Origin of the sequence: Flavobacterium praedii (genome assembly GCF_026810365.1) — a bacterium.
Taxonomy (GTDB): Bacteria; Bacteroidota; Bacteroidia; order Flavobacteriales; family Flavobacteriaceae; genus Flavobacterium; species Flavobacterium praedii.
In genome coordinates this window covers 57,368-79,136 of sequence record NZ_CP113948.1, presented here as the reverse complement: position 1 = coordinate 79,136, position 21,769 = coordinate 57,368, and the positions used below count along the sequence as shown (strand labels likewise).

Genomic DNA, 21,769 nt, shown 5'->3' with positions numbered 1-21,769 from the left:
TAATCCTTATTTCTTTTGATACCAAAATCGAAGAATCTATTTCTTAAATTAATTTACCTTTATCAAACTTTAAAATAAAAAAAACAGCAAGTAAAACGATATTAGAAGTTTAATGGCATTTAATAGCGTACATTCGATAAAAAATAATGTCTATAGAACACAAAGTTCAATTGGTTGAAGAATTATTTGAACGCCTTGAAAATGAAATAACAACTTTTAAATCTAAAACTAATTTACAATGCAATAATGGATGTGGCCAATGCTGCTCAAAACCAAACATTGACGCTTCACCCTTGGAATTCTTACCATGGGCTTTTTATTTATTTTTAAATGGTAAAGCCGAAGTCACTTTAGAAGAACTTAATTCCAAAACGAATTCTTTTTGTCATTTATATCAATCCCTTTCAACAATAGACCGTATAAATGGTCGATGCTCTAACTACAAATACAGAGGATTAATTTGCAGGCTTTTTGGATATGCAGCCAGCAGAGATAAATATGGAAAACTACGATTGGCAACTTGCAAAATCATAAAAGAAAATCAACAAGAAAATTACAACAATACCGAAGAGGCTATTAATAAAGGACTTTATATACCTATTTTTTCTGATTATTATATGCGACTTACCCCAATAGATCATCGGCTAGCAACAACATTACTTCCCATAAACGAAGCCTTAAAAATGGCTATCGAAGAAGTATTACATTATTATGCTTACAGACCTTTTCCTGGTGGACTTGAAAATATTGCTTAAAATATAAAACAAAAAAAGCCCCAAAATGGGGCTTCTACACAATAAAACATATTTTTATTATTTACTCAAATACATTTTTCTTCTAGAATACAATTCGTAGAATTGATCATCTTTTAAGTCATCAATAAACAAAATACTTTCACCTGTTGATTTCATTTCTGGCCCTAATGCTTTGTTTACATTTTGGAATTTACTGAAAGAGAAAACAGGTTGTTTGATAGCATATCCTTTCAATTGTGGATTGAAATCAAAATCAGTTACTTTATTATGACCTAACATTACTTTAGTAGCATAGTTTACATAAGGTTCTCCATAAGCTTTCGCAATAAATGGAACCGTACGAGAGGCTCTAGGGTTTGCTTCGATAATATAAACAGTATCATCTTTTATCGCAAACTGAATATTGATTAAACCTACCGTTTTTAAAGCTTTAGCAATTTTATGAGTATGATCTTTTATCTGCTGCATTACAAATTCACCCAAGTTGAATGGTGGTAAAGTAGCATTACTATCTCCCGAGTGCACTCCACAAGGTTCGATATGCTCCATTATACCTATAATATAAACATTACCGTCAGCATCACAAATCGCATCGGCTTCAGCTTCGATTGCCCCAGCCAAATAGTGATCTAAAAGCAATTTATTACCTGGAATCGATTTCAATAAATTGATAACGTGTTCTTCCAATTCTTTTTTATTGATTACGATTTTCATCCCCTGACCACCCAATACATATGAAGGACGAATCAACAACGGGAAGTCTAGAGTATCTGCTAAAGCCGAAGCCTCATCTGCAGTTTCTGCAATTCCAAATTGCGGGAAAGGAATTTTTAATTCTGTCAATAAATCTGAGAAACGTCCTCTGTCTTCGGCTAAATCCAAAGCATCGAAACTTGTTCCTATAATTTTCACACCGTATTTAGACAATTTTTCAGCCAATTTCAAAGCAGTCTGTCCTCCTAATTGCACAATAACACCTTCTGGTTTTTCATGTTGGATGATATCGTAAATGTGCTCCCAGAATACAGGCTCAAAATACAATTTATCAGCCGTGTCAAAATCAGTCGAAACGGTTTCTGGATTACAGTTAATCATAATGGTCTCATAACCACACTCTTTAGCAGCTAGAACTCCGTGTACACAAGAATAATCAAATTCGATTCCTTGTCCAATTCGGTTTGGCCCTGAACCCAGAACAATGATTTTCTTTTTATCCGTAACAATACTTTCATTATCCACATAACGTTCACCATTGGCTTTTTCAATTTCAGCCTCAAAAGTAGAGTAATAATAAGGTGTTTTAGCCTGAAACTCAGCTGCACAAGTATCTACCAATTTAAATACACGATTAATATCCATTGTCATACGCAAAGAATGCACTTCACTTTCCTTGGCTCCCATCATGTGTGCAATCTGTCTGTCTGCAAAACCTTTTTGTTTCGCTTCAAGCAACAATTCTTTAGGCAACGATTGTATAGTATAATTAGAAATTTCTTTTTCCAAAGTATAAAGTTCCTCGTATTGTTTCAAAAACCACATATCTATTTTTGTGATTTCATGTATACGGCTCAATGGAATTCCCATTGCGATAGCATCATAAATTACAAAAACACGATCCCAGCTTGCAAAAGTCAATTTCTCGATAATTTGCTCGTAGTTTGTATATCCTTTTCCATCGGCACCTAAACCATTTCTTTTGATTTCCAATGATTGAGTAGCTTTGTGTAAGGCTTCTTGGAACGAACGTCCAATTCCCATAACCTCACCTACGGATTTCATTTGAAGCCCTAAAGTTCTATCAGCTCCTTCAAATTTGTCGAAGTTCCAACGTGGTATTTTTACAATTACATAATCCAAAGTTGGTTCAAATAAAGCTGAAGTAGATTTTGTAATTTGATTTTGCAATTCATCCAAATTGTATCCTAAAGCTAATTTTGAGGCAATTTTAGCAATTGGGTAACCCGTTGCTTTGGATGCCAAAGCAGAGGAACGAGACACACGAGGATTTATTTCAATGGCAACAATATCTTCTTTTTCATCTGGCGAAACGGCAAACTGTACGTTACAACCTCCTGCAAAGTTTCCAATGCTGCGCATCATTAGGATAGCATAATCTCGTAATTTTTGGAATGTAGTGTCCGATAAGGTCATCGCTGGTGCAACAGTAATAGAATCCCCAGTATGAATTCCCATTGGATCCATATTTTCGATAGAGCAGATGATCACAACATTATCGTTCTTATCTCTCAACAACTCTAGTTCGTATTCTTTCCAACCTAGCAAAGCTTTATCAATCAATACTTCATGAATTGGTGACATTTCCAATCCGTAGGTTAGTTTTTCATCAAATTCTTCTTTACTATGTACAAAAGCAGCACCAGTTCCCCCAAGTGTAAACGAAGGACGAATTACTAATGGAAAACCAAATTCCTGAGCAATTTCTTTCCCTTCCAAGAAAGAAGTTGCCGTTTTGGCAGGTGCAGTAGGAACATTAATTTTTGCTAAAAGTTGTTTGAATTGTTCTCTATCCTCAGTAATATTGATTGCATTCACGTCAACACCAATCAATCTTACTCCAAAATCTTGCCAAATTCCTTTTTCGTCAGCTTCCAAACACAAGTTCAATGCAGTTTGTCCTCCCATTGTTGGAAGTACCGCATCAATTTGAGGATGTGCTTTAAGAATCTCAATAATAGATTTTGTGGTTAATGGTTTCAAGTAAACATGATCCGCCATTGAAGGATCGGTCATAATTGTTGCAGGATTCGAATTGATTAAAATTACTTCAATTCCTTCTTCACGAATAGAACGTGCAGATTGAGAACCTGCATAATCAAATTCGCACGCTTGACCAATTACAATTGGACCTGAACCTATTATTAAAACCGATTTTATAGATGTATCTTTTGGCATTTTATTTTGTATTGTAGTTATATTTTATCACTTAAAGATTGAAATTTGTTAGAAAAAACTCTTGTTTCAAACTTAAAAATAGCAGTACCGCTTGGGTATAAAAAAAGGCGATACTAAAAAAAGTAACGCCTTATAGATGTTTATGCAAACATTATTTTTTGTGTCTTGGTTCGCAAGATACAGTCAATTTATGTCTTCCTTTAGCTCTTCTACGCGCTAGAACTTTTCTTCCATTAGCAGAAGCCATTCTATCCATAAATCCGTGCTTATTTCTTCTTTTTCTTTTCGATGGTTGAAACGTTCTTTTGCTCATTGCTTTGTATGTTTAAAAATCTTAATTAAGTGTCTATTTGTTTTTGAATAACCATTATTCTAAAACCGAGTGCAAATATACAAAGACTTTTTTTTCTGGCAAGTAGTTTTTAAAAAATATTTATAATTCCTTTTACTATCTTTGCAGACTTAAATCTTTATACATTATGTTTCATAAAAATATCAAACTTATTATTGCTGGACTTATTATAATCACAAGCATCTGGCAATTCACTGAAAGCAATATTGGTAACGGAATATTCCTGATTTTATTATCTGGAATACCAGTTTTTTTATATTTTAAAAATGAGTTTATCTTATTGGCCTTCCTAAAATTAAGAAAACAAGACTTTGAGGGTGCCAAAAAATGGCTAGCCTACATCAAAAATCCTGAGACAGCTTTAGTTAGAAAACAACAAGGATACTTCAATTACTTACACGGAATTATGCTTTCGCAAACGAATATCAATCAGGCCGAAAAATATTTCAAGAAAGCTATCGAATTGGGATTATCAATGGATATGGATCTGGCTGTTGCAAAATTAAACCTAGCAGGGGTGGCGATGACACGTAGAAGAAAACTAGAAGCTACATCATTGTTGAACGAAGCAAAAAAATTAGACAAGCAAAATATGCTAAAAGATCAAATCATCATGATGAAAGAACAGATGAAAAAAATATAAATCTTCATTACTATTATTTTAAACGCCTTAATTTGAAATTAAGGCGTTTTTTTTATAACTTTAAGTCGTTTAGACAGGTATTTAAGTAATTTATCGGAATAATGCTATAATTCTAAAAAACATTCATATATTGCTAAACTATTTAATTTTAGGTCTTTATGAATAAGACATTACTCACTTTATTCTTCATATTAGTCTTTTCATCAACGTATAGCCAAGATACTATTACGTATTTTTCTGATGCCATAAAAGGAAATATAAATACATATAAAAAAGCAAGTAATAATGCATATGACAAAAGAAATATAGACGAAGGAAAAAGACTTTTTGATTCTTTGGTTAAAAACAAACTTGTTGGAACAAAATTTGATGATTTCAATTTAAAAGTTTACAAAGAAAAAAACGTAAAAACAAACCGAATCAACAAACCTATTTTTATTATAACCTACGCTTCTTGGCTTGTAATTCCAAAAGGGGAGATTCCAGCATTAAACATTTTAGCAAAAGAACATCGAAATGATATGCAAATTATTGTTATTTTTTGGGATAAGAAAAATGACTTAAAAAACATTGCATATAAATTCAGTGATTACATTAAAGTATGTTATGCCAATGAAAATTACGAGAAAGATGCCCACATAATCGCTACAATAAAACATACATTAGGATTCCCAACTTCATTGTTTATTGATGAAAATAAAAATGTAGTCAGTATCAAACATTTTGACAGCAAAGTAAAATTAAAAACCCCAATAAAAGAAGCCATTATTACCAGCTACAATTATTTTAGCAAAGATATAAATGAGAACTTGGTAAGTGCAATTTCCAAAAACAACGGTTTCACCAATAATTAATACTTGGCATTTATTAATTTTACAAATCCATCTTACCCTTTATTATTTTTCATTTGCAATATATTGATCATGAATAATCTTAGGCAAATTTTCATTAAGCCATTTGTACTTGTTTAGAATCATTATATGAGTACCCCCTTTTACAACAATACAGTTTTTAATATATTTTATAGGAAAAACATCATCCTCATCGCCGTGGATATGAATCACATTTTGATCTGCCTCTTTCCTATCCCACATTATAATTTTTTCAATAGACCAATCCAAGTAGTACCGATCTCGTATTGAAATAAATTTTTCATACAACTTCAATCTTTTATTCACTTTTTCTCCAAAAGAAAATTTAGCTAGACTTTCAATATTTTGAACTAATCGTAAAGGAATTAATTTATAAGCCTTAGTGTTTTTTGCAATTATCATTCTTTTTGGAAACTCCAAATTACTTTTTACACTCGAAATAATGATCACTTTTTGCACTTTGATAAAACGCGACATTTCTTGAACCAAAATACCTCCAAAAGAAACACCTATCAGAATTGGATTTTCATGTTTGATCTTTTCTGCGAGTCGCTTAGCATACTCCAACAAAGTCTCTTTTTCCCTCGGAATCTCCCATTCTAAAAAAAACATTTCAAATTCTGACTCAGAAAGTTTAATTCTTTCAAAAATAGCGACACTTGCCGCTAAACCAGGCATAAAATAAACTGGAATTTTATTCATAACCAAAATTATTATTAATCATTGCAAGTCCTTTGCTATCATACTATTTTTTAAAATTAACCATTTAATTTTTAATTACAGAATACTTACTCTCCTATTTCAATAAACACCCCCAGTTTCAACAAGGAATAAAAAATAATTTACACGCTACTTTTTTTGACTTTTTTAAAATATAGTTTCACAACTTAACCCAAAAAAACACTTGTTACTGAATATCAAATCATTACCTTTGCACTTTATTAGATTTTTTTACACCTAAAACTTATTTCTAATACAAATTAAAGGGTTTCAATTTACAACACAAAGCTTACATAAAATTCTGTTACTATATCCACCACAAGCAAATTCTTATCATTTGCATCAATAATACTAAAAATGGAAACTATAATAAACCTAGAAATTAAAGACAATGCTTTTGCTAGACAATTTGAAACAAAAGTAGAAACCGGAATAGTATCTGTTGAATATTCTTTTCAAGAAAAAAAAATATTTTTAACTAAAATTAATGCTCCCGAAAATTACAATGATGAGGATTTTATTTCTAATTTCCTGAAAAACATTATGGAAATTGCCCTGGAAAGAAAATTAAAAGTCGTTCCAATCCTTCCTAAAATAGTCGTTTTTTTTAAAAAAAATCCAAACTATAAAGAGTTGCTCCCTCCAGGAATTCGCCTATAATAAAAGAGCCTGTTTAATGAATTAGACTGGCTCTTTTTATAAAAATCATACTTTGCTATCCTATCTGTTTCTTTGAAAAGGTTGCCTTGTAACTGAGTTATGTGTAGAAGTTTGCATATTTTACGGTCGTGCCGACGGTGATGTCGGACGAGTTACAGGTCGAGTTGACGGCGCTGTAGGACGGGTTATCGACGGCGAAGTGGGTCGAGTTGACGGCGCTGTAGGACGTGTAGTCGATGGTGTCGTAGGTCGTGTAGTTGATGGTGACGTAGGTCGTGTTGACGGCGTTGTAGGTCGTGTTGTTGATGGTGACGTAGGTCGAGTTGATGGCGATGTAGGTCGTGTTATAGTAGACGGACGTGTCGTTGGGCTTGCAGGCTTTTTATAATTATTGCCATTATAAGTCCTTCTATAAATACCATTTCTTGTATTATTAATTACTATAACTGATGTTCTTCGCCCTGAATAATAGCGGGAATAATATGCTGGATAACGATGATAATATGGCCTATAATAACGATTGTGATAATGGTAATGATAACGATAATACACACTAAAAAATAGAGGAGCCCATGGGCGATAATACCTAGGATAATATCCATAATAATACCGAGAATAATATGGAACATAGACCGGAGAATACAAGTAAATCACCACAGGACTTCTTGCAACATTAACAACGTTTACTGAGATAGCAGTCCCAGTTGAATTCCCTTTATAGCCAGGATTTGCGGTACTTGAAACTATCGGTTCTACAACATAATCTTTACCATACAAATTTTCATCTCCTACTACTTGAATGGAAACTTTTTTGTTTCTATCTTTATTTACAAAAATTACTGCAACATCTTGCGTTTCATTTTTACCAACCTCATCTTGCAGGATAAACATAAAATTCTCTCCTTCTTTTTTAGTGGTAACTTTGATGAAATCTACTTTTCCATTGTTATCTAAATCTAAATTATTGATTTTTGTATCGGCTTGATTCAATGATTTTTCAAAACTCTCTATAGTTTCAGCTTTTTGAAAAATATCCAAAACCGCATATAAATTTAAATTATCGCCTGGCAAACCCAATGATTCTGGTTCTACAGAATTTTGAGAAAAAGAAGAAAAACTAAATATACAGCTTAGCAAAGCCACAATTGATAAAATTTTATTTTTCATACTCATTTTTTTACAACATAAATAAAATCAATTGCAATATACCAAAAATAACACCTTAAATCTATTTTATTCACCATAATTTAACATAATATGAAATTTAAAATCAATAAAAATCAAAAACTAAACACTACAGCACTAAAAAAAACATTCGAAACCTATTTTATTTTTTAAAAAAATCACGCCATTTAAAGACAGGCTGTTTTTATATAAAAAATGGCTGTCTTTAAAAAAATTAATCACAAACCATAGAATAAAAAAAGTGATTTTTAAACACAAAAAAACAGACTTTAATTTAGGAGCAGTAGGAAGAAAATCTTCCGACTTTTTTTGCGTCTTATTTTCATATATTCGTTTGAAATTATTTAATGTTATTTTTCTTATTTTTTATTGGTTTTTCATAAATTTATTACTGTAAATCAGTAATTCATAACAAATTTTAAAGACCACAAAGTATCCGTTAGTGAGCTGCTAAGTTTTAGACCTGAAGCACTCCTATCAAATCTCTCTACAAGTACCGAAGTGGATCACTATTCAAAAGTGCTTCATGGTAAAAAAGTATTTTATCTACTTCTATAAGCTATTTTAGACAATGAAAGACTTAGCCAACGGACATTGGAAGACACTTATAACTATTCAGGCTTTAAACCATTTTTAATTTGGATGAATCAGAAACTGTTAGAAGGAGCTCTATCTCTGAGAGGCTCTCGAAGATTGATTCTCATTATTTTAAGGAGATTTTTGAATACATGTATGATCGTTTCTCTGAAAGTTACAATGAAATAGAAAGAGATAAGTATAATTTAATTCGAGTAGACAGCACCATTGTTTCAGATACAGCAGGAAAACTTAAAGAAGGAATTGATCAGAATAACGGCAGAAAGCTTGAAAAACATAACATTTGTTTTGATGGGATTCTTCCAACAGGTATTTAAACACTTGATAACCAGCGCAATGTGACCTAGAAGAATACACTTCCTGAGGCTATTTAAAAGCAGGTAAAAAAAAATGCTGAGCATCTTAGTATTTATATTATTGACAGGGGTGTTCAATCAGCCCGGACCATGAAAGAGTTTTCCAAAAAGAATATCAAATTTGTTATTAGAGTCAGGGAAATCGTAAACACGTGGAGATAGAATCTCTAATCAAGGAAAATCAGGATTTAGATATTGGTGTAAATTTGCTAATAATAGACAGTATTATTATTCTGGATACAGGCCTCCCAATAATAAATAAACAAGGAAACATAAAGCATAAGGAAGAAAAAATTGAAAACCAATTCAGACTGGTGATAGTAAAAAATAATGAGCAACCCGAAAAAATATTTTGGTTCATCACCAATAATTTTGAACTTACTACTAAGGAAGTTGCAGATTATTATAGAAGAAAATGGGATATTGAAGTCTTCATCAGATTTATCAAACAAGAACTCAATGTCAGTCATATTCTATCTCTCAGTAAAAATGGAATGGAAGTCATGATTCATATGACTCTAATTGTAGCGATGCTGGCCTTAATTTACAAAAAAGCAAATAACCTAAGCTACAAAACAGCCAAAAGAAGGTTTGTTATGGAATTAAGAGAGCTTATTACGATAAATACTGATTATACTTTCGGGTGGGGATCCTGCCAAAGTCTTTAAAACGTAAAGTGGCCGGAATTTCTTCCGACCACTCCTAACTTTAAGTCAGTTTTTTTTTGTGTTATATTAATTTCGACTGCCTCGCATAGTTGACCTACTCATCCCTGAAGGTCGTGCAACAGGTCGTGCAACAGGTCGTGCAACAGGTCGTGTTGCTTGTTGAGAACTTGGCCATGAAACTGGATTTGTTGACGGTCTTGACGTTGGCCAAGTTGATGCGGGTCTATTGACTGGTCTAGTTGAAGGATAAGTAGAAGGCATATTGTTAGAATTTCCTGGCCTCGTCATTGTTGGAGAACCATTAGATGACGATCCTGGTCTTGCCACTGTTGGAGAACCATTAGATGACGATCCTGGTCTTGTCACTGTTGGATAGCGATTAGATGACGATCCTGGTCTTGTCACCGTTGGATAGCGACTAGATGACGATCCCGGTCTTGTCACTGTTGGATAGCGATTAGATGACGATCCTGGTCTTGTCACTGTTGGATAGCGATTAGATGACGATCCTGGCCGAACAACTGGTGAAATAGGCTTTTTATAGACCCTTCCTTCGTAAGTTCGTTTGTACATATTATTCATCCTGTTTGTCCTAACAAGATTTGAATAGGTCCTTCTATTACCATAATAATTTCGATAATAAGGTGTTCGCAAATAGACCGATCTTCGATAATAATGACTTCCATAAAAATTCCTATGATACCCACAATAACTACGATAAAAAACAGGGCGCCAAGGTCTCCAATACGACGGGTAATGTCCCCAATACCAAGGAGAACGCCATGTCACAAACAAAGGGGAAAATAAAAATACCACGACAGGCCATGCACTAATAGACGGCCCTACTCTTTCGTTATTGGTTGTATAGTTATTGGTTGTATTATTATTAATTACAGTTGTTCCACTTTCTGAATACCCCGGATTTATAGTTCCTCCAATTGTATCGTTTTGAGAAGGCTCAACTATATAATCCTTACCATACAACTCCTCATCTCCAATTACTTGGACTGTAATTTGCCCATTTTTATTCTTATCTACTTCAATTACAGCAACATCTTGTTTTTCAGACCCACTAACAGATACTTGCAGCAGTACAAAAAAAGTATCTCCTTTTTTTTCGCTTGACACCTGAATATAATCCGCATTATTATCATTATTTAAGTCAAGATTATTGATTTTATTTTCTTCCAAATTAATAGATTTTTCAAATTCCTCGAGTGTTTTCGATTTTTGAAAAACATCTAAAACCGCATATAAATTTAAATTATCCCCTGGCAAACCCAAAGCTTCTGGCTCTTCACTGGTTTGCGAATATCCAGCATATCCAACAAAGCTGAACAAGATTAAAGCTAAATAAATTATATTTTTTTTCATGATTTCTGTATAAATTATTCATTGATATAATACAATATTACACTAAGATATAAAAAAACAACAAAAGTTTAATTACAAAAACGAAATAACCTGAATTATGGATAGTTATATTCGATTTTTTTAACAAAAAAATCGAAAAAATCGAAAAAAAAAAAACAACAAACCAACACATCAAAGCAACTCAGCAAAAGAAACTCCAATTCCAAAAATAATTTGTTTATAATCATGATCAATTAAAGCATCTCCATAACCATGAAAAAATTGAAAATGCCCTCTTAGATTCCCCTGAATAGGAAATCCCCAATCCAATTGAATGCTTCCATTATTAAACTCACCTGTTCTTAAAGAATGCTGACCATGAGCTGTAAGAATGTTTTTGTTTAAAACATACACAAAAGTAGCATCTCCTCTTCCTGTAAAATCTTTTATATTTGAATTTTCTTGAATTTCAACGGCATACCATGATCTAACAATCAAACTCCAATTTTTATCTTCAAAAGCTACAAATCCAATTATTCTATTCCAACTTCTTGTAAGTGTTTCTGTTCTTCCATTGGATTGATGGTTTAAAGCTATTCCAAACATTCTTCCATGAAGACCCAAAAAATTAAATTTGGCAGGGACATTCAAAATAAGTTCTGGCTCATAATTGGTTTCTCTAAAAGGTCTTGAAAATTCTTTGTTGAAAATTTGCCAATAGGATTTTTGTGTATAAGCCATCCATAAATCTGCTTTTCCAAACAAAATATCTTGTGCTATTTTGACTTTAAAACTTAATTGAAATTTAGCTTCTACTTTATTTAATTTTACATATTTATCTACAGAAACTTCAGTTCCAGAATTGTAGGGAAGTTCATTTGGGTCTGATGAATATCGGAAAGGCAAAACGTAAATGGGTTTGTATTTTGAAAGTAAAAAAGTGCCGTTTTGAGTATCGGGTTCCAATTCCCAAATTTGGGTAAGTGTTTGAAAACGTCTAGACTTATTAGAAAACAAACTAGATTGCCCATTCACGGCTAAAAAAAACAATAATGCTAAAAAGAGACAAAAATTCGAAAAATTGAACTGTTTTATCATATAATTTTATTTACGTACAAAACACTAAAAATAAAAAATCACTCCCATTCTAGGAGCCTTCTACTTTTTGAAAATTTCCAATAAAGCGGTTGTACCAAGAGTAACACCCAATGGGATTGCACTCAAATCTACTTCAAAATTGCTATTGTGATTAAAAAATGGAAACATTTTGCCTTCTTTAGTAGCCTTTTCTGACGCTTCTTTATTGGCGATACCAACCAACATATAGTCATATATTGGTTTTGGATTGTGTATAACCAAATGGTGAAAATCTTCTGAACCCATAACTGCGGGAATATTTTTGATGTTTTTGTCTGGGGCAATAACTGCTTCTAATGCTTTATTTACCTTGTTTACCATTACTTCATTGTTTACCAATGGAAACGCCATTCCTTTCATAGTTAGCGTTGGATACAATTCTTTAGGCAAATCATAGGCAAAGGCAATGCTCTCATTTATTCGTTTAATTCCGTTTATCATAACGTTACGGTCTTGTTCATTAAACCAACGTAGATTTAATTTTAACAATGCCGAACCAGGAATTACATTATTATCTATACCCGATTGAAAAGAACCTACAGTTATCACAGCTGCGTTTTGTGGATCAATGCCCCGACTTATTATAGTTTGATATTCAATTACGGCAGCTGCTCCCATCAAAATTGGGTCTTTTGCAACGTGAGGAGAAGATCCATGACCGCCAATTCCATAAAATGTAACATCTAGAATATCCATTCCAGCCATTCTTTTTCCACTTCCATTTGAAATTATACCTACAGGAAAAGGAGCTGTGTGCATTCCAAATAAATAATCGGGTATAGGAACTCCTTTCTCATACATTTTATCATTAATCATAGCTTCTGCTCCTTCACCCAATTCTTCTGCGGGTTGCCCAACCATTACTAAAGTTCCACTCCATGATTTCTTTAAAACCACCATAGCTTTAGCGACACCCAACATCCAAGTCGTATGCGCATCATGTCCGCAGGCATGCATTGCAGGTACATCTTCACCTGCTCTGTTTTTTACTAGTTTATTGTTTGCGTATGCGATTACCGTAGTTTCTTGAACGGAATTACAATCCATATCAGCGCGATACATAACGACAGGTCCATTTCCATTTTTCAAAATACCAACTACGCCTGTTTTACCAATTCCAGTTTTAACCTCAAATCCCAAAGCTTTTAATTCTTTAGCGACAATAGCAGCAGTTCTTACCTCCATGAATCCTAATTCCGGATTTGAATGAATATCTTCAAACATTCCTACCAGTCGCTCAGTATCGGTATCTACTATTTTATTTAAATCTTGATTGGAGGAATTTGATTGACCGAAAACCCCAGTTATTTTTATCAAAAAAATAAAAAGTACCAAAGAAAATGTTTGATGCTGTTTCATTTTATTCTAGATTTTTGAATCATTTTTTTACACGATTTAAGTAGTTTCTATATTAAAACCAGTCAATTAATTAAATATTCGAACAAATTATCAAGTTATATTTAAACTCTTATTTTATGCCAATAGGTTTTGGAAAATCTTTATAGATTGAAAATTACAAAATCAATATTTGTTAAATCTACAAATAATAAAAAACAATTAACCAGTGAGATACTTATAAAGATTTAAATATTAACAAGTGTTTAAACTATGAAATGCTTTAAATATATTTTCAGCCGTTGGTTAAAATGATTTATTGAAAAACAATATTGACATTATAGCTTTTGTTTCTATTTAAAACAATATTAAAACTTTTGATAGGCATTATAAAATTTACTCTAGCTTTAAGAAGTTTTACAAAAAAGCATAAACAACTGTTAATAAACAAATTAAGACAAAATAAAAAAGTAAATTTATAGAAATATAATTGTTAAAATTATATTTATTAACAACTTAAAAAACCAATCTTATGGAAAAAATCATTCATGTTGTTTCAATTTTTTTAGGATTATTAATCCTAAACGAAGTCTTCAGAAGGTCAAAGTGGCTTTCAATAATTGTTTTTGTAGGTATTGCTGGAGTGTTAACTTTTACGGTTTGGCCCACCGCAGGTGATCATCCCGATGCAACTATTAATACTTGGTTCCACTGGGCTAAAGTGTACTCTGCAATTGCTGGCGTACTCATTTTTGCCTATATAAGATACTCTAAATCTGGCGCATCGAACAAAAACATTCTTTTTTTACCCGCTTTGATATTAGGAGTAAACATCCTTGAAGCGGTCTTAAGAGATTTTGAACTTGGTGGAGAGAATGGTGGCATTTGGCATTATCTTAACGGAATTGCTGGTATCCTTTCGATCATAACCATATCTGGATGGGTTGGTATTAATGTTACAAAAGACAAGTCGCAAGATATGATTTGGCCCGACATGCTTGTATTTTGGATCATCGCTTATGATATTTGGAATTTTGCCTACATCTATTTTTGTGTACCACAACATACTTTCTATAATGTCGCGGTTTTATTTTCGTGCACCGTTCCTGCTTTGTTTATTACAAAAGGAAGTTGGTTGCAAGCGCGTGCTATAACCTTGAGCGCATGGATGATGTATCTATTTACATTCAACTATTACGTAGACAATCCAAATACCTACATAATGCCTGAGCATAATGAAACTTTATTGTTAATAGTAGGTATCATTAGTTTTGGAGCCAATGCCGCTTTTGCTTGGATACATTTCTCTAAAATGATCAAAGACAAACGCTTTGGTTTTGGTCAAGAAGTACATGTAAATTAACACTGCAACTAATTTTTAAATAAAAAAGAGAATAATTGTATTCCTTTTCTCTTTTTTATTTAAATTTATACTAATTAGTGTTATGCATTTTCTAAAGTTTATAAAGTTAAAAAATCAATTTTAATGAATAAGAAAATTATTTTCCTATCCACTTTTTGTTTACTTGTAACAAATTTACATTCTCAGATAGTAGTTTCTACAAGTCTTGAAGAGGCTATAAACAAAGCAATCGACAAAAACATTTCGCTTAAAAACTCAACAATAGAAATAGAAAAACTAAATCTACAAGAAAAAGGGATTCGCAATAAGTACATCCCAACAGTAGAAGCCTACGCACTCTATTCTTACTTTGATAGCAACTTGACATTGGATTTCCCAAGTACAACCGTTGGAAATATCCCATTATTTAAAGATAAAGGAACCTTTGACAACTCGGGTAATTTTTTCATTGGCAGTCTTATGGCAAAAAGTGTGTTATTTAGTGGCATGCAAATACCCAATGGAGCCAATGCGGTCAAACAAAAAGCCATTGGAACAGCTTATTTGAAAGACTCTGAGAAAGACGCCATAATCAAAGATGTAATTAACACTTTTGATCAATTAAAACTAATCAACGAAACCGAGAAACTAATTAATGACAGTGATAAAAGGCTGAATACCGAAACCAAAAGAGTTTCTAGAGCAATTGAACTGGGACTTGCCATTCCTTATGATAGGGATAAAATAAAATTGGCTTTATTGGAATTAGAGTCCAAAAGAATTGAATTAAACGGAAAACGAGCGCTACTTTACAAAAAAATCGAATACTTAACGGGTTATTCCAACACAGAAATTAATGCAGTTCAATACGAAATTGTTCCCTATATTCTTTTTGATACTAATTTAAACACCGACAACAAACAAGAAATAAAGGCTTTAGAATCATTCAAATTAGCAAGCGAATATTTATTAAAAAAAGAAAAAGGCACTTACCTACCAACTGTTGGCGCTTTTGGGGGTATTACTTATTCCAGTATATTTGATTTGAAAGGAACTACTTCAACTATTCCTATTATAAACCAACCTGTAAGTTTGGGGGTAAATGAATTTTCGTTAAAACCTTTGTTAATGGTTGGCGCTGCAATGAAATGGGAAATTTTTGCGGGTTTTGAAAGAGAACATAAAGTACATGAAGCCAAATTAAATATCGAAAAAGTTCAGAACCAAATTGACGACACCAAACAAAAACTACAGTTATTGCTAGAAAACAATATGGTTAATTATGATGTTTTAATGAAAAAAATTGAAATCTCTAACCAGCAAGAAAAAGTTGCCAAAAACAATTTAAACTTGGCTTCCAAACAATACAAAGAAGGACTTATCAATGTTTCTGAATTATTAGAAGCCGAAAATGACTCTTTCAAAGTATCTACTACCAAATTAAACACCCTAATAGAAGAACGTTTAGCCGCAATTGAAACGATTATAACCACTGGGGAATTGTCTAAAAAATTATCTAAATAATAATTAAAATATGAAAAGAGCTATCACCATACTGTTCCTGACATTGATTGTATTAAGCTGTAGCAAGCCAAAAAACAATAGCCTTTTACAAGGAAAAGTAGAAAATGAACAAATTGCAATAGTTAGTAAGATTCCTGGCAAAATAATTAAAATATTGGTAAAAGAAGGTGATCTTGTTAAAAAAGGAGACACTCTCGCTATACTTGACATTCCAGAAGTGGACGCCAAAAAAAGTCAAGCTGAAGGTGCCGTAATTAGTGCAAAAGCGCAGTACTCTATGGCGGTCAAAGGAGCTACAGACAATCAAATCAAGCAACTTGAAGCCAAAAAAATGGGATTGAAAGAGCAATATGAATTTGCCCAAAAATCAATCAATAGATTAAGTAATATGCTTAAAGACTCCTTAGTTTCTCAGCAAACTTTTGATGAAACTTTTGCCAAATATCAAGGAGCCCAAGCCCAATACAATGCAGTTTTAGCAGAAATTGATGAAGCTAGAAAAGGAGCACGAATTGAACAACAAACGATGGCATTAGGACAGCAAGATAGAGCCTACGGCGCTTTGCAAGAAGTAGAATCTGCCAATAAAGAACGTTATGTTATAGCTCCTCAAGATATGAGTATTGAAACCATAACCCTTAACTTGGGAGAGTTGGCTTTACCAGGTTACACCTTATTTAATGGATACATAAGCAATAGCACGTACTTTCGATTTACAGTCCAAGAAAGTCAGCTTTCTGGTTTCAAAAAAGGGCAAGAAATTAGTGTTGGCATTCCAAATTCTGATAAAAAAATTAAAGGAAAAATTACTATAATAAAACAATTGGGTGCATACGGAAACATTGCAACCGCTTATCCCGATTATGAATTACAAGAAAGTTTGTTTGAAGTGCGAATTTCTCCATTAGACATAAATGAAACAAAAGATTTAATTACGAAAACAACTGTAACTTTATCATTATAATTATGCAAAATTTCTTTTCCCTCTTAAAAAGAGAATTTCAATTATTCTGGCAAAATAAAATCTTACGAATGCTATTTATAGGAGCTCCTTTATTGTATGCCATTTTGTTAGGATATGTTTACAGTAAAGGAAAAGCAACAGATTTACCTATTATTGTTGTTGATATGGATCAATCTGAAATGAGTGCAAAAGCTATTGAAATGTTTAATGATGATGAAGTCATAACTATCAAAGCGCTTTTATTCGACAAAAATGACCTTTCGAAAATTGCAATAGACAATGAAGCCAATTGCATAGTAATTATTCCCAAAGATTTTCAAAAAATGGTACTCACCAAACGGTACCCAGAAATCATTACTATTGTTAATACTGCTAATATTTTAACTGCCAATTTTTCGTCTAATGCTATACAAGTTTGTTTAGGCACCTTAAAAGTAGGCGTTCAAATGGAGACCTTACGCAAGCAAGGCATACCTGAAAAATTATTAGCGTCAGAATATGAACCTTTTAAAACTACTTTTGTCAAAAAAAACAACCGTAGCAGCAATTACTTATATTACTTATGGCCTGGTGTTTTAGCGGCTGTTTTGCAACAAGTAATTCTACTAGCATTAGCCTTATCTTTTGCCTCTGAATTTGAGAATGGAACTTTTAAAATTTTAGTAAACAAATGTCCTTCGGTTTTAAAAATGATGAGTATAAAAATCATTCCTTACCTTATTATGAGTTTTGGCGTTTGGCTTCTCTATTGGTTCTTTACCTTTTATTTCAGAATTTCTTTTTTCGAAAATTTACTACAGCTCACCTTTGTGGCGGGGATATTTGTGTTGTCCGTTTCTTTCATCGGAATATTAGTGAGTATCTTAATTCCAAATCAACTTAAAGCCACTGAAATTTTAATGGTTATCGCGACACCTAGTTTCATTTTAAGCGGGTTCAGCTGGCCGTTGAGTCAAATGCCCAATTGGGTACAAGGTGTAGCCAATGTAATTCCGTTGACACATTTTTTGAAAGCTTTTAGAATATTAATTATTGAGAATGGCACGCTCTCACAAACTTGGGATTCCATCAAAAATATGATTATTATAGGAAGTGTTTGTGCCGTTTGGGCATATATAGCTTTGTATTTTAAGAAAAAATCGGTGCTAAAAAGTGTACAATAAATAAAAAAGGCAAGAGAAATTAAACTCTTGCCTTTTGTTTATTTTTCGAAAAAATAAATCTATTTTTCAATCTCTTTCATACTGTCCATTTTCTTGTGAGCTAAGAAACCAGTAATATCTTCAAAATGTTCAACTACTCGTTTGTTACCAAATTCAAAAACTTTGGTCGCCAATCCATCAAGGAAATCACGATCGTGAGAAACCAAAATTAAAGTTCCATCAAAATCACGTAAAGCGTCTTTGATAATATCTTTGGTTTTCATATCCAAGTGATTCGAAGGCTCATCCAGAATCAATAAATTTACGGGTTCCAACAATAATTTAATCATCGCCAAACGGGTTTTCTCACCTCCCGAAAGTACTTTTACTTTCTTGGTCACATCATCGCCATGAAACATAAAAGCACCTAAAATATCTTTGATCTTAGTTCTTACATCACCCACTGCTATATCATCAATAGTTTCAAAAATAGTAGCATTTTCGTCTAACAACGCCGCTTGGTTTTGAGCAAAATATCCAATCTGAGAATTATGTCCAATTTCAACAGAACCACTATCAACGCCAATTTCTTTCATTATAGCTTTGATCATCGTTGACTTTCCTTCTCCATTTTTTCCAACAAAAGCAACCTTCTGACCTCTTTCAATTACAATATTAGCATCTTTGAAAACTACGTGATCTCCATAAGACTTTGACATTTCTTTTACAATTACAGGGTATTGTCCAGAGCGAACTGCTGGTGGAAATTTCAATTTCAATGCCGAAGTATCTACTTCATCCACTTGTACAATAACTAGTTTTTCTAACATCTTAACACGAGATTGAACAGCATCTGTTTTAGAAAAAGTACCTTTAAAACGATCAATAAAAGCGCGGTTATCAGCAATCATTCGTTGTTGCTCATCATACGCTTTTTGTTGGTGCATACGACGGTCTTTTCTCAATTCTAAATAATGGGAATATTTAGCCTTATAATCATAAATACGCCCCATTGTTACTTCAATGGTACGATTAGTAATGTTATCTACAAAAGCCCTATCGTGCGAAATCACCACTACTGCTTTGGCAGAATTGATCAAGAAATCTTCCAACCATTGAATACTTTCTATATCCATGTGATTGGTTGGCTCATCCAGCAAAATCAAATCTGGTTTTCGCAATAGAATCTTAGCCAATTCGATTCGCATTCTCCAACCCCCAGAAAATTCAGAAGTCTGACGTGTGAAATCCTCTCTTTCAAAACCCAAACCGATTAGAATTTTCTCTACTTCGGCTTCATAATTCACTTCTTCAATCGCATAGAATTTCTCACTTAAGTCTGAAACTCTTTCGATTAATTTCATATAGGCATCACTTTCATAATCAGTACGAATGGTCAATTGTTCATTGATTTCGTCGATTTCGGCTTTCATGCTAAAAATTTCACCAAACGCTTTTGATGTTTCCTCCATTACCGTGGCACCATCTGTAGTCAACAAATGCTGAGGCAAATAAGCCACAACAGCATCTTTCGGTGCCGAAACATTTCCTGTCGAAGGTTTACTTTGTCCAGCAATAATCTTTAAAAGTGTAGATTTACCCGCCCCATTTTTACCCATAAGGGCAATTTTATCATTCTCATTTATAGCAAAAGAAACATCACTAAAAAGAGTTGTTCCCCCAAAATGAACCGAAATATCGTTAATTGTAATCATTATAAAAAGTTAGAAGTTAGAGGTTAGAATTTTGAAGTTTCCATCCTCAATAAATTAAAAGGTGCAAAGATAGATTAAATAAAGAATTGAGCAACACAATTAAATTCTTGTACCGCTAAGATTTCATTAAAATAAAATTCGATAATTCACATAAGGAACTATGCAAATTATCGAATTAAAATAAGGTTATAATTTAAGAAAATTTATCCCACTATTCTTTTCTCCATTTTTTTGATTCCTCAAAAATATGTTCCAAGATTGCAGCTTCTTTTTCATCAAAATCAATATTCCTGCGGCTCATTACTAATCTTGCTGTTTCAAAAGCTTTTTTAGTTACATAAGTGGTAAATCCTGCCGCTCCACCCCAAGAAAAACTAGGTACAAAATTTCGAGGAAAACCGCTTCCAAAAATATTGGCGCTCACCCCTACTACTGTCCCAGTATTGAACATAGTATTGATACCGCATTTACTATGGTCTCCCATCATCAAACCACAGAACTGAAGACCAGTTTTGGCAAATCCTTCGGTTTCATAACTCCACAATTTTACTTCTTCGTAATTATTTTTTAAATTGGAGTTATTACTATCTGCTCCAATGTTACACCATTCTCCTAAGACCGAATCTCCAAGAAATCCATCATGACCTTTATTAGAATACGCAAAAAGAACCGCATTTTTTACCTCCCCACCAATTCTGGAATAAGGCCCTACAGTTGTTGCTCCATACACTTTGGCACCCATTTTTACTTGTGCATTTTCGCATAAAGCAAATGGACCGCGAATGATAGAACCCTCCATAATTTCCGAATCTTTACCTATATATATTGGCCCTTCAGAAGCGTTTAAAGTTACAAACTCCAACTTGGCCCCTTCTTCTATAAAAATAGTTGAAGGTGAAATCACATTAACACTTTTTGGGATGGGCTGTGATTTTCTATCCTGAGTTAAAAATTCAAAATCCTCTCGGATAGCAGCGTCATTTTTAGAAAAAATATCCCAAGTATGCTCTATAGTGATACAATCTTCATTGTATTCCAAAATCTCATATGTATCAAAGTCAACTGATTCTTGTTCATCATTGGTATAAAAAGCAATAACATCATCTCCCCTAAAAATAGCTTGATTAGGTCCAAGATTACTAACCATTTCGACCAGAACAGCATTTGGCAGATAAGAGGCATTAATCATAACATTTTCTTCCAATTCTACCATCGGATATTTCTCTGACAAATATTCTTCGGTAACTGTTGTTGTGGTAGATCCCAAATGCATCTCCCATTTTTGACGAATCGTCATAATACCAATAAGTATATCGGCGACAGGACGAGTGAAGGTAAAGGGCAACAAGGCATTTCGAGCGGGACCGTCAAAAAGTATGTAGTTCATAAATTAAATTATAAATTGTTAAAATGTGATTTGGTTATCACTGCAAAGTTACAACTATTTTTAAATGTTTACGAAAGTAAGGAATCCCACACGTAAAGAATCTGAGTCAAAATTCCATAAAAAAAGCCCCGCAATTTGCGAGGCTTTTG

19 protein-coding genes are annotated in these 21,769 nt (G+C 33.0%); 10 read left to right on the top strand and 9 right to left on the bottom strand.

The features are described 5' to 3' along the window. Positions 1-146 precede the first annotated feature (146 nt). Positions 147-755, top strand: coding sequence for a YkgJ family cysteine cluster protein (locus OYT91_RS00385; RefSeq protein WP_281239045.1), 609 nt, complete (start codon positions 147-149; stop codon positions 753-755). 57 nt (positions 756-812) lie between these two features. Here the strand turns inward: OYT91_RS00385 and carB are convergent, their stop codons facing one another. Both carB and rpmH read right to left on the bottom strand, forming a co-directional pair. Next, positions 813-3,668 (bottom strand): carbamoyl-phosphate synthase large subunit, encoded by a 2,856-nt coding sequence (gene carB / locus OYT91_RS00380; protein ID WP_269223572.1) that lies wholly within the window; start codon positions 3,666-3,668, stop codon positions 813-815. Positions 3,669-3,819: 151 nt separating this feature from the next. Beyond that, the gene (gene rpmH, locus OYT91_RS00375) at positions 3,820-3,981 is read right to left on the bottom strand and encodes a 50S ribosomal protein L34 (protein WP_007136275.1); all 162 of its coding nucleotides are present in this window, start codon (positions 3,979-3,981) and stop codon (positions 3,820-3,822) included. 166 nt (positions 3,982-4,147) lie between these two features. On the opposite strand from rpmH, the gene OYT91_RS00370 reads away from it, so the two are divergent. Both OYT91_RS00370 and OYT91_RS00365 read left to right on the top strand, forming a co-directional pair. Then, positions 4,148-4,663: a DUF2892 domain-containing protein gene (locus tag OYT91_RS00370; RefSeq protein ID WP_269223573.1), complete on the top strand. Its 516-nt coding sequence runs from the start codon at positions 4,148-4,150 to the stop codon at positions 4,661-4,663. Positions 4,664-4,821: 158 nt separating this feature from the next. Beyond that, positions 4,822-5,517 carry a thioredoxin family protein gene (locus OYT91_RS00365; protein WP_269223574.1) on the top strand — a complete coding sequence of 232 codons (696 nt, stop codon included), beginning with the start codon at positions 4,822-4,824 and terminating at the stop codon, positions 5,515-5,517. A gap of 42 nt (positions 5,518-5,559) precedes the next feature. On the opposite strand, the gene OYT91_RS00360 is transcribed toward OYT91_RS00365, so the two are convergent. Continuing rightward, a complete protein-coding gene (locus OYT91_RS00360) occupies positions 5,560-6,237 on the bottom strand; it encodes an alpha/beta hydrolase family protein (RefSeq protein ID WP_281239044.1) in 678 nt (225 codons plus the stop codon). 375 nt (positions 6,238-6,612) lie between these two features. Between OYT91_RS00360 and OYT91_RS00355 the strand changes: the two genes are divergently transcribed. Next, on the top strand, positions 6,613-6,915 hold the full coding sequence (locus tag OYT91_RS00355) for a GNAT family N-acetyltransferase (RefSeq protein WP_281239043.1): 303 nt from the start codon (positions 6,613-6,615) through the stop codon (positions 6,913-6,915). A gap of 120 nt (positions 6,916-7,035) precedes the next feature. Here OYT91_RS00355 and OYT91_RS00350 read toward each other — a convergent pair whose 3' ends face one another. After that, positions 7,036-8,082: a hypothetical protein gene (locus tag OYT91_RS00350; RefSeq protein ID WP_281239042.1), complete on the bottom strand. Its 1,047-nt coding sequence runs from the start codon at positions 8,080-8,082 to the stop codon at positions 7,036-7,038. Between the two features lie 656 nt (positions 8,083-8,738). Here OYT91_RS00350 and OYT91_RS00345 point away from each other — a divergent pair. Further along, positions 8,739-9,014, top strand: a complete 276-nt coding sequence (locus tag OYT91_RS00345) for a hypothetical protein (protein ID WP_281239041.1) — start codon at positions 8,739-8,741, stop codon at positions 9,012-9,014. A gap of 191 nt (positions 9,015-9,205) precedes the next feature. Continuing rightward, a complete protein-coding gene (locus OYT91_RS00340) occupies positions 9,206-9,721 on the top strand; it encodes a transposase (protein ID WP_281239040.1) in 516 nt (171 codons plus the stop codon). A 66-nt stretch (positions 9,722-9,787) separates the two neighbouring features. Here the strand turns inward: OYT91_RS00340 and OYT91_RS00335 are convergent, their stop codons facing one another. The 3 genes from OYT91_RS00335 to OYT91_RS00325 form a co-directional block, all read right to left on the bottom strand. Then, positions 9,788-11,095 carry a dermokine domain-containing protein gene (locus OYT91_RS00335; protein ID WP_281239039.1) on the bottom strand — a complete coding sequence of 436 codons (1,308 nt, stop codon included), beginning with the start codon at positions 11,093-11,095 and terminating at the stop codon, positions 9,788-9,790. 171 nt (positions 11,096-11,266) lie between these two features. After that, on the bottom strand, positions 11,267-12,172 hold the full coding sequence (locus tag OYT91_RS00330; RefSeq protein WP_281239038.1) for a phospholipase A: 906 nt from the start codon (positions 12,170-12,172) through the stop codon (positions 11,267-11,269). Positions 12,173-12,232: 60 nt separating this feature from the next. Beyond that, on the bottom strand, positions 12,233-13,570 hold the full coding sequence (locus tag OYT91_RS00325) for an amidohydrolase (RefSeq protein ID WP_281239037.1): 1,338 nt from the start codon (positions 13,568-13,570) through the stop codon (positions 12,233-12,235). A gap of 508 nt (positions 13,571-14,078) precedes the next feature. On the opposite strand from OYT91_RS00325, the gene OYT91_RS00320 reads away from it, so the two are divergent. The 4 genes from OYT91_RS00320 to OYT91_RS00305 all read left to right on the top strand — a co-directional run bounded on the left by OYT91_RS00320 (position 14,079) and on the right by OYT91_RS00305 (position 18,539). Continuing rightward, a complete protein-coding gene (locus OYT91_RS00320) occupies positions 14,079-14,909 on the top strand; it encodes a DUF5692 family protein (protein WP_269223584.1) in 831 nt (276 codons plus the stop codon). 123 nt (positions 14,910-15,032) lie between these two features. Further along, positions 15,033-16,412: a TolC family protein gene (locus OYT91_RS00315; RefSeq protein ID WP_269223585.1), complete on the top strand. Its 1,380-nt coding sequence runs from the start codon at positions 15,033-15,035 to the stop codon at positions 16,410-16,412. 10 nt (positions 16,413-16,422) lie between these two features. Next, positions 16,423-17,376 carry an HlyD family secretion protein gene (locus OYT91_RS00310; RefSeq protein WP_281239036.1) on the top strand — a complete coding sequence of 318 codons (954 nt, stop codon included), beginning with the start codon at positions 16,423-16,425 and terminating at the stop codon, positions 17,374-17,376. 68 nt (positions 17,377-17,444) lie between these two features. After that, the gene (locus OYT91_RS00305; RefSeq protein WP_348651438.1) at positions 17,445-18,539 is read left to right on the top strand and encodes an ABC transporter permease; all 1,095 of its coding nucleotides are present in this window, start codon (positions 17,445-17,447) and stop codon (positions 18,537-18,539) included. A 59-nt stretch (positions 18,540-18,598) separates the two neighbouring features. On the opposite strand, the gene OYT91_RS00300 is transcribed toward OYT91_RS00305, so the two are convergent. Both OYT91_RS00300 and OYT91_RS00295 read right to left on the bottom strand, forming a co-directional pair. After that, positions 18,599-20,233 carry an ABC-F family ATP-binding cassette domain-containing protein gene (locus tag OYT91_RS00300; RefSeq protein WP_281239034.1) on the bottom strand — a complete coding sequence of 545 codons (1,635 nt, stop codon included), beginning with the start codon at positions 20,231-20,233 and terminating at the stop codon, positions 18,599-18,601. 211 nt (positions 20,234-20,444) lie between these two features. Then, entirely contained in the window at positions 20,445-21,620 is a 1,176-nt protein-coding gene (locus OYT91_RS00295) for a GlmU family protein (RefSeq protein WP_269223589.1), read from the bottom strand. Between the last annotated feature and the right edge of the window lie 149 nt (positions 21,621-21,769).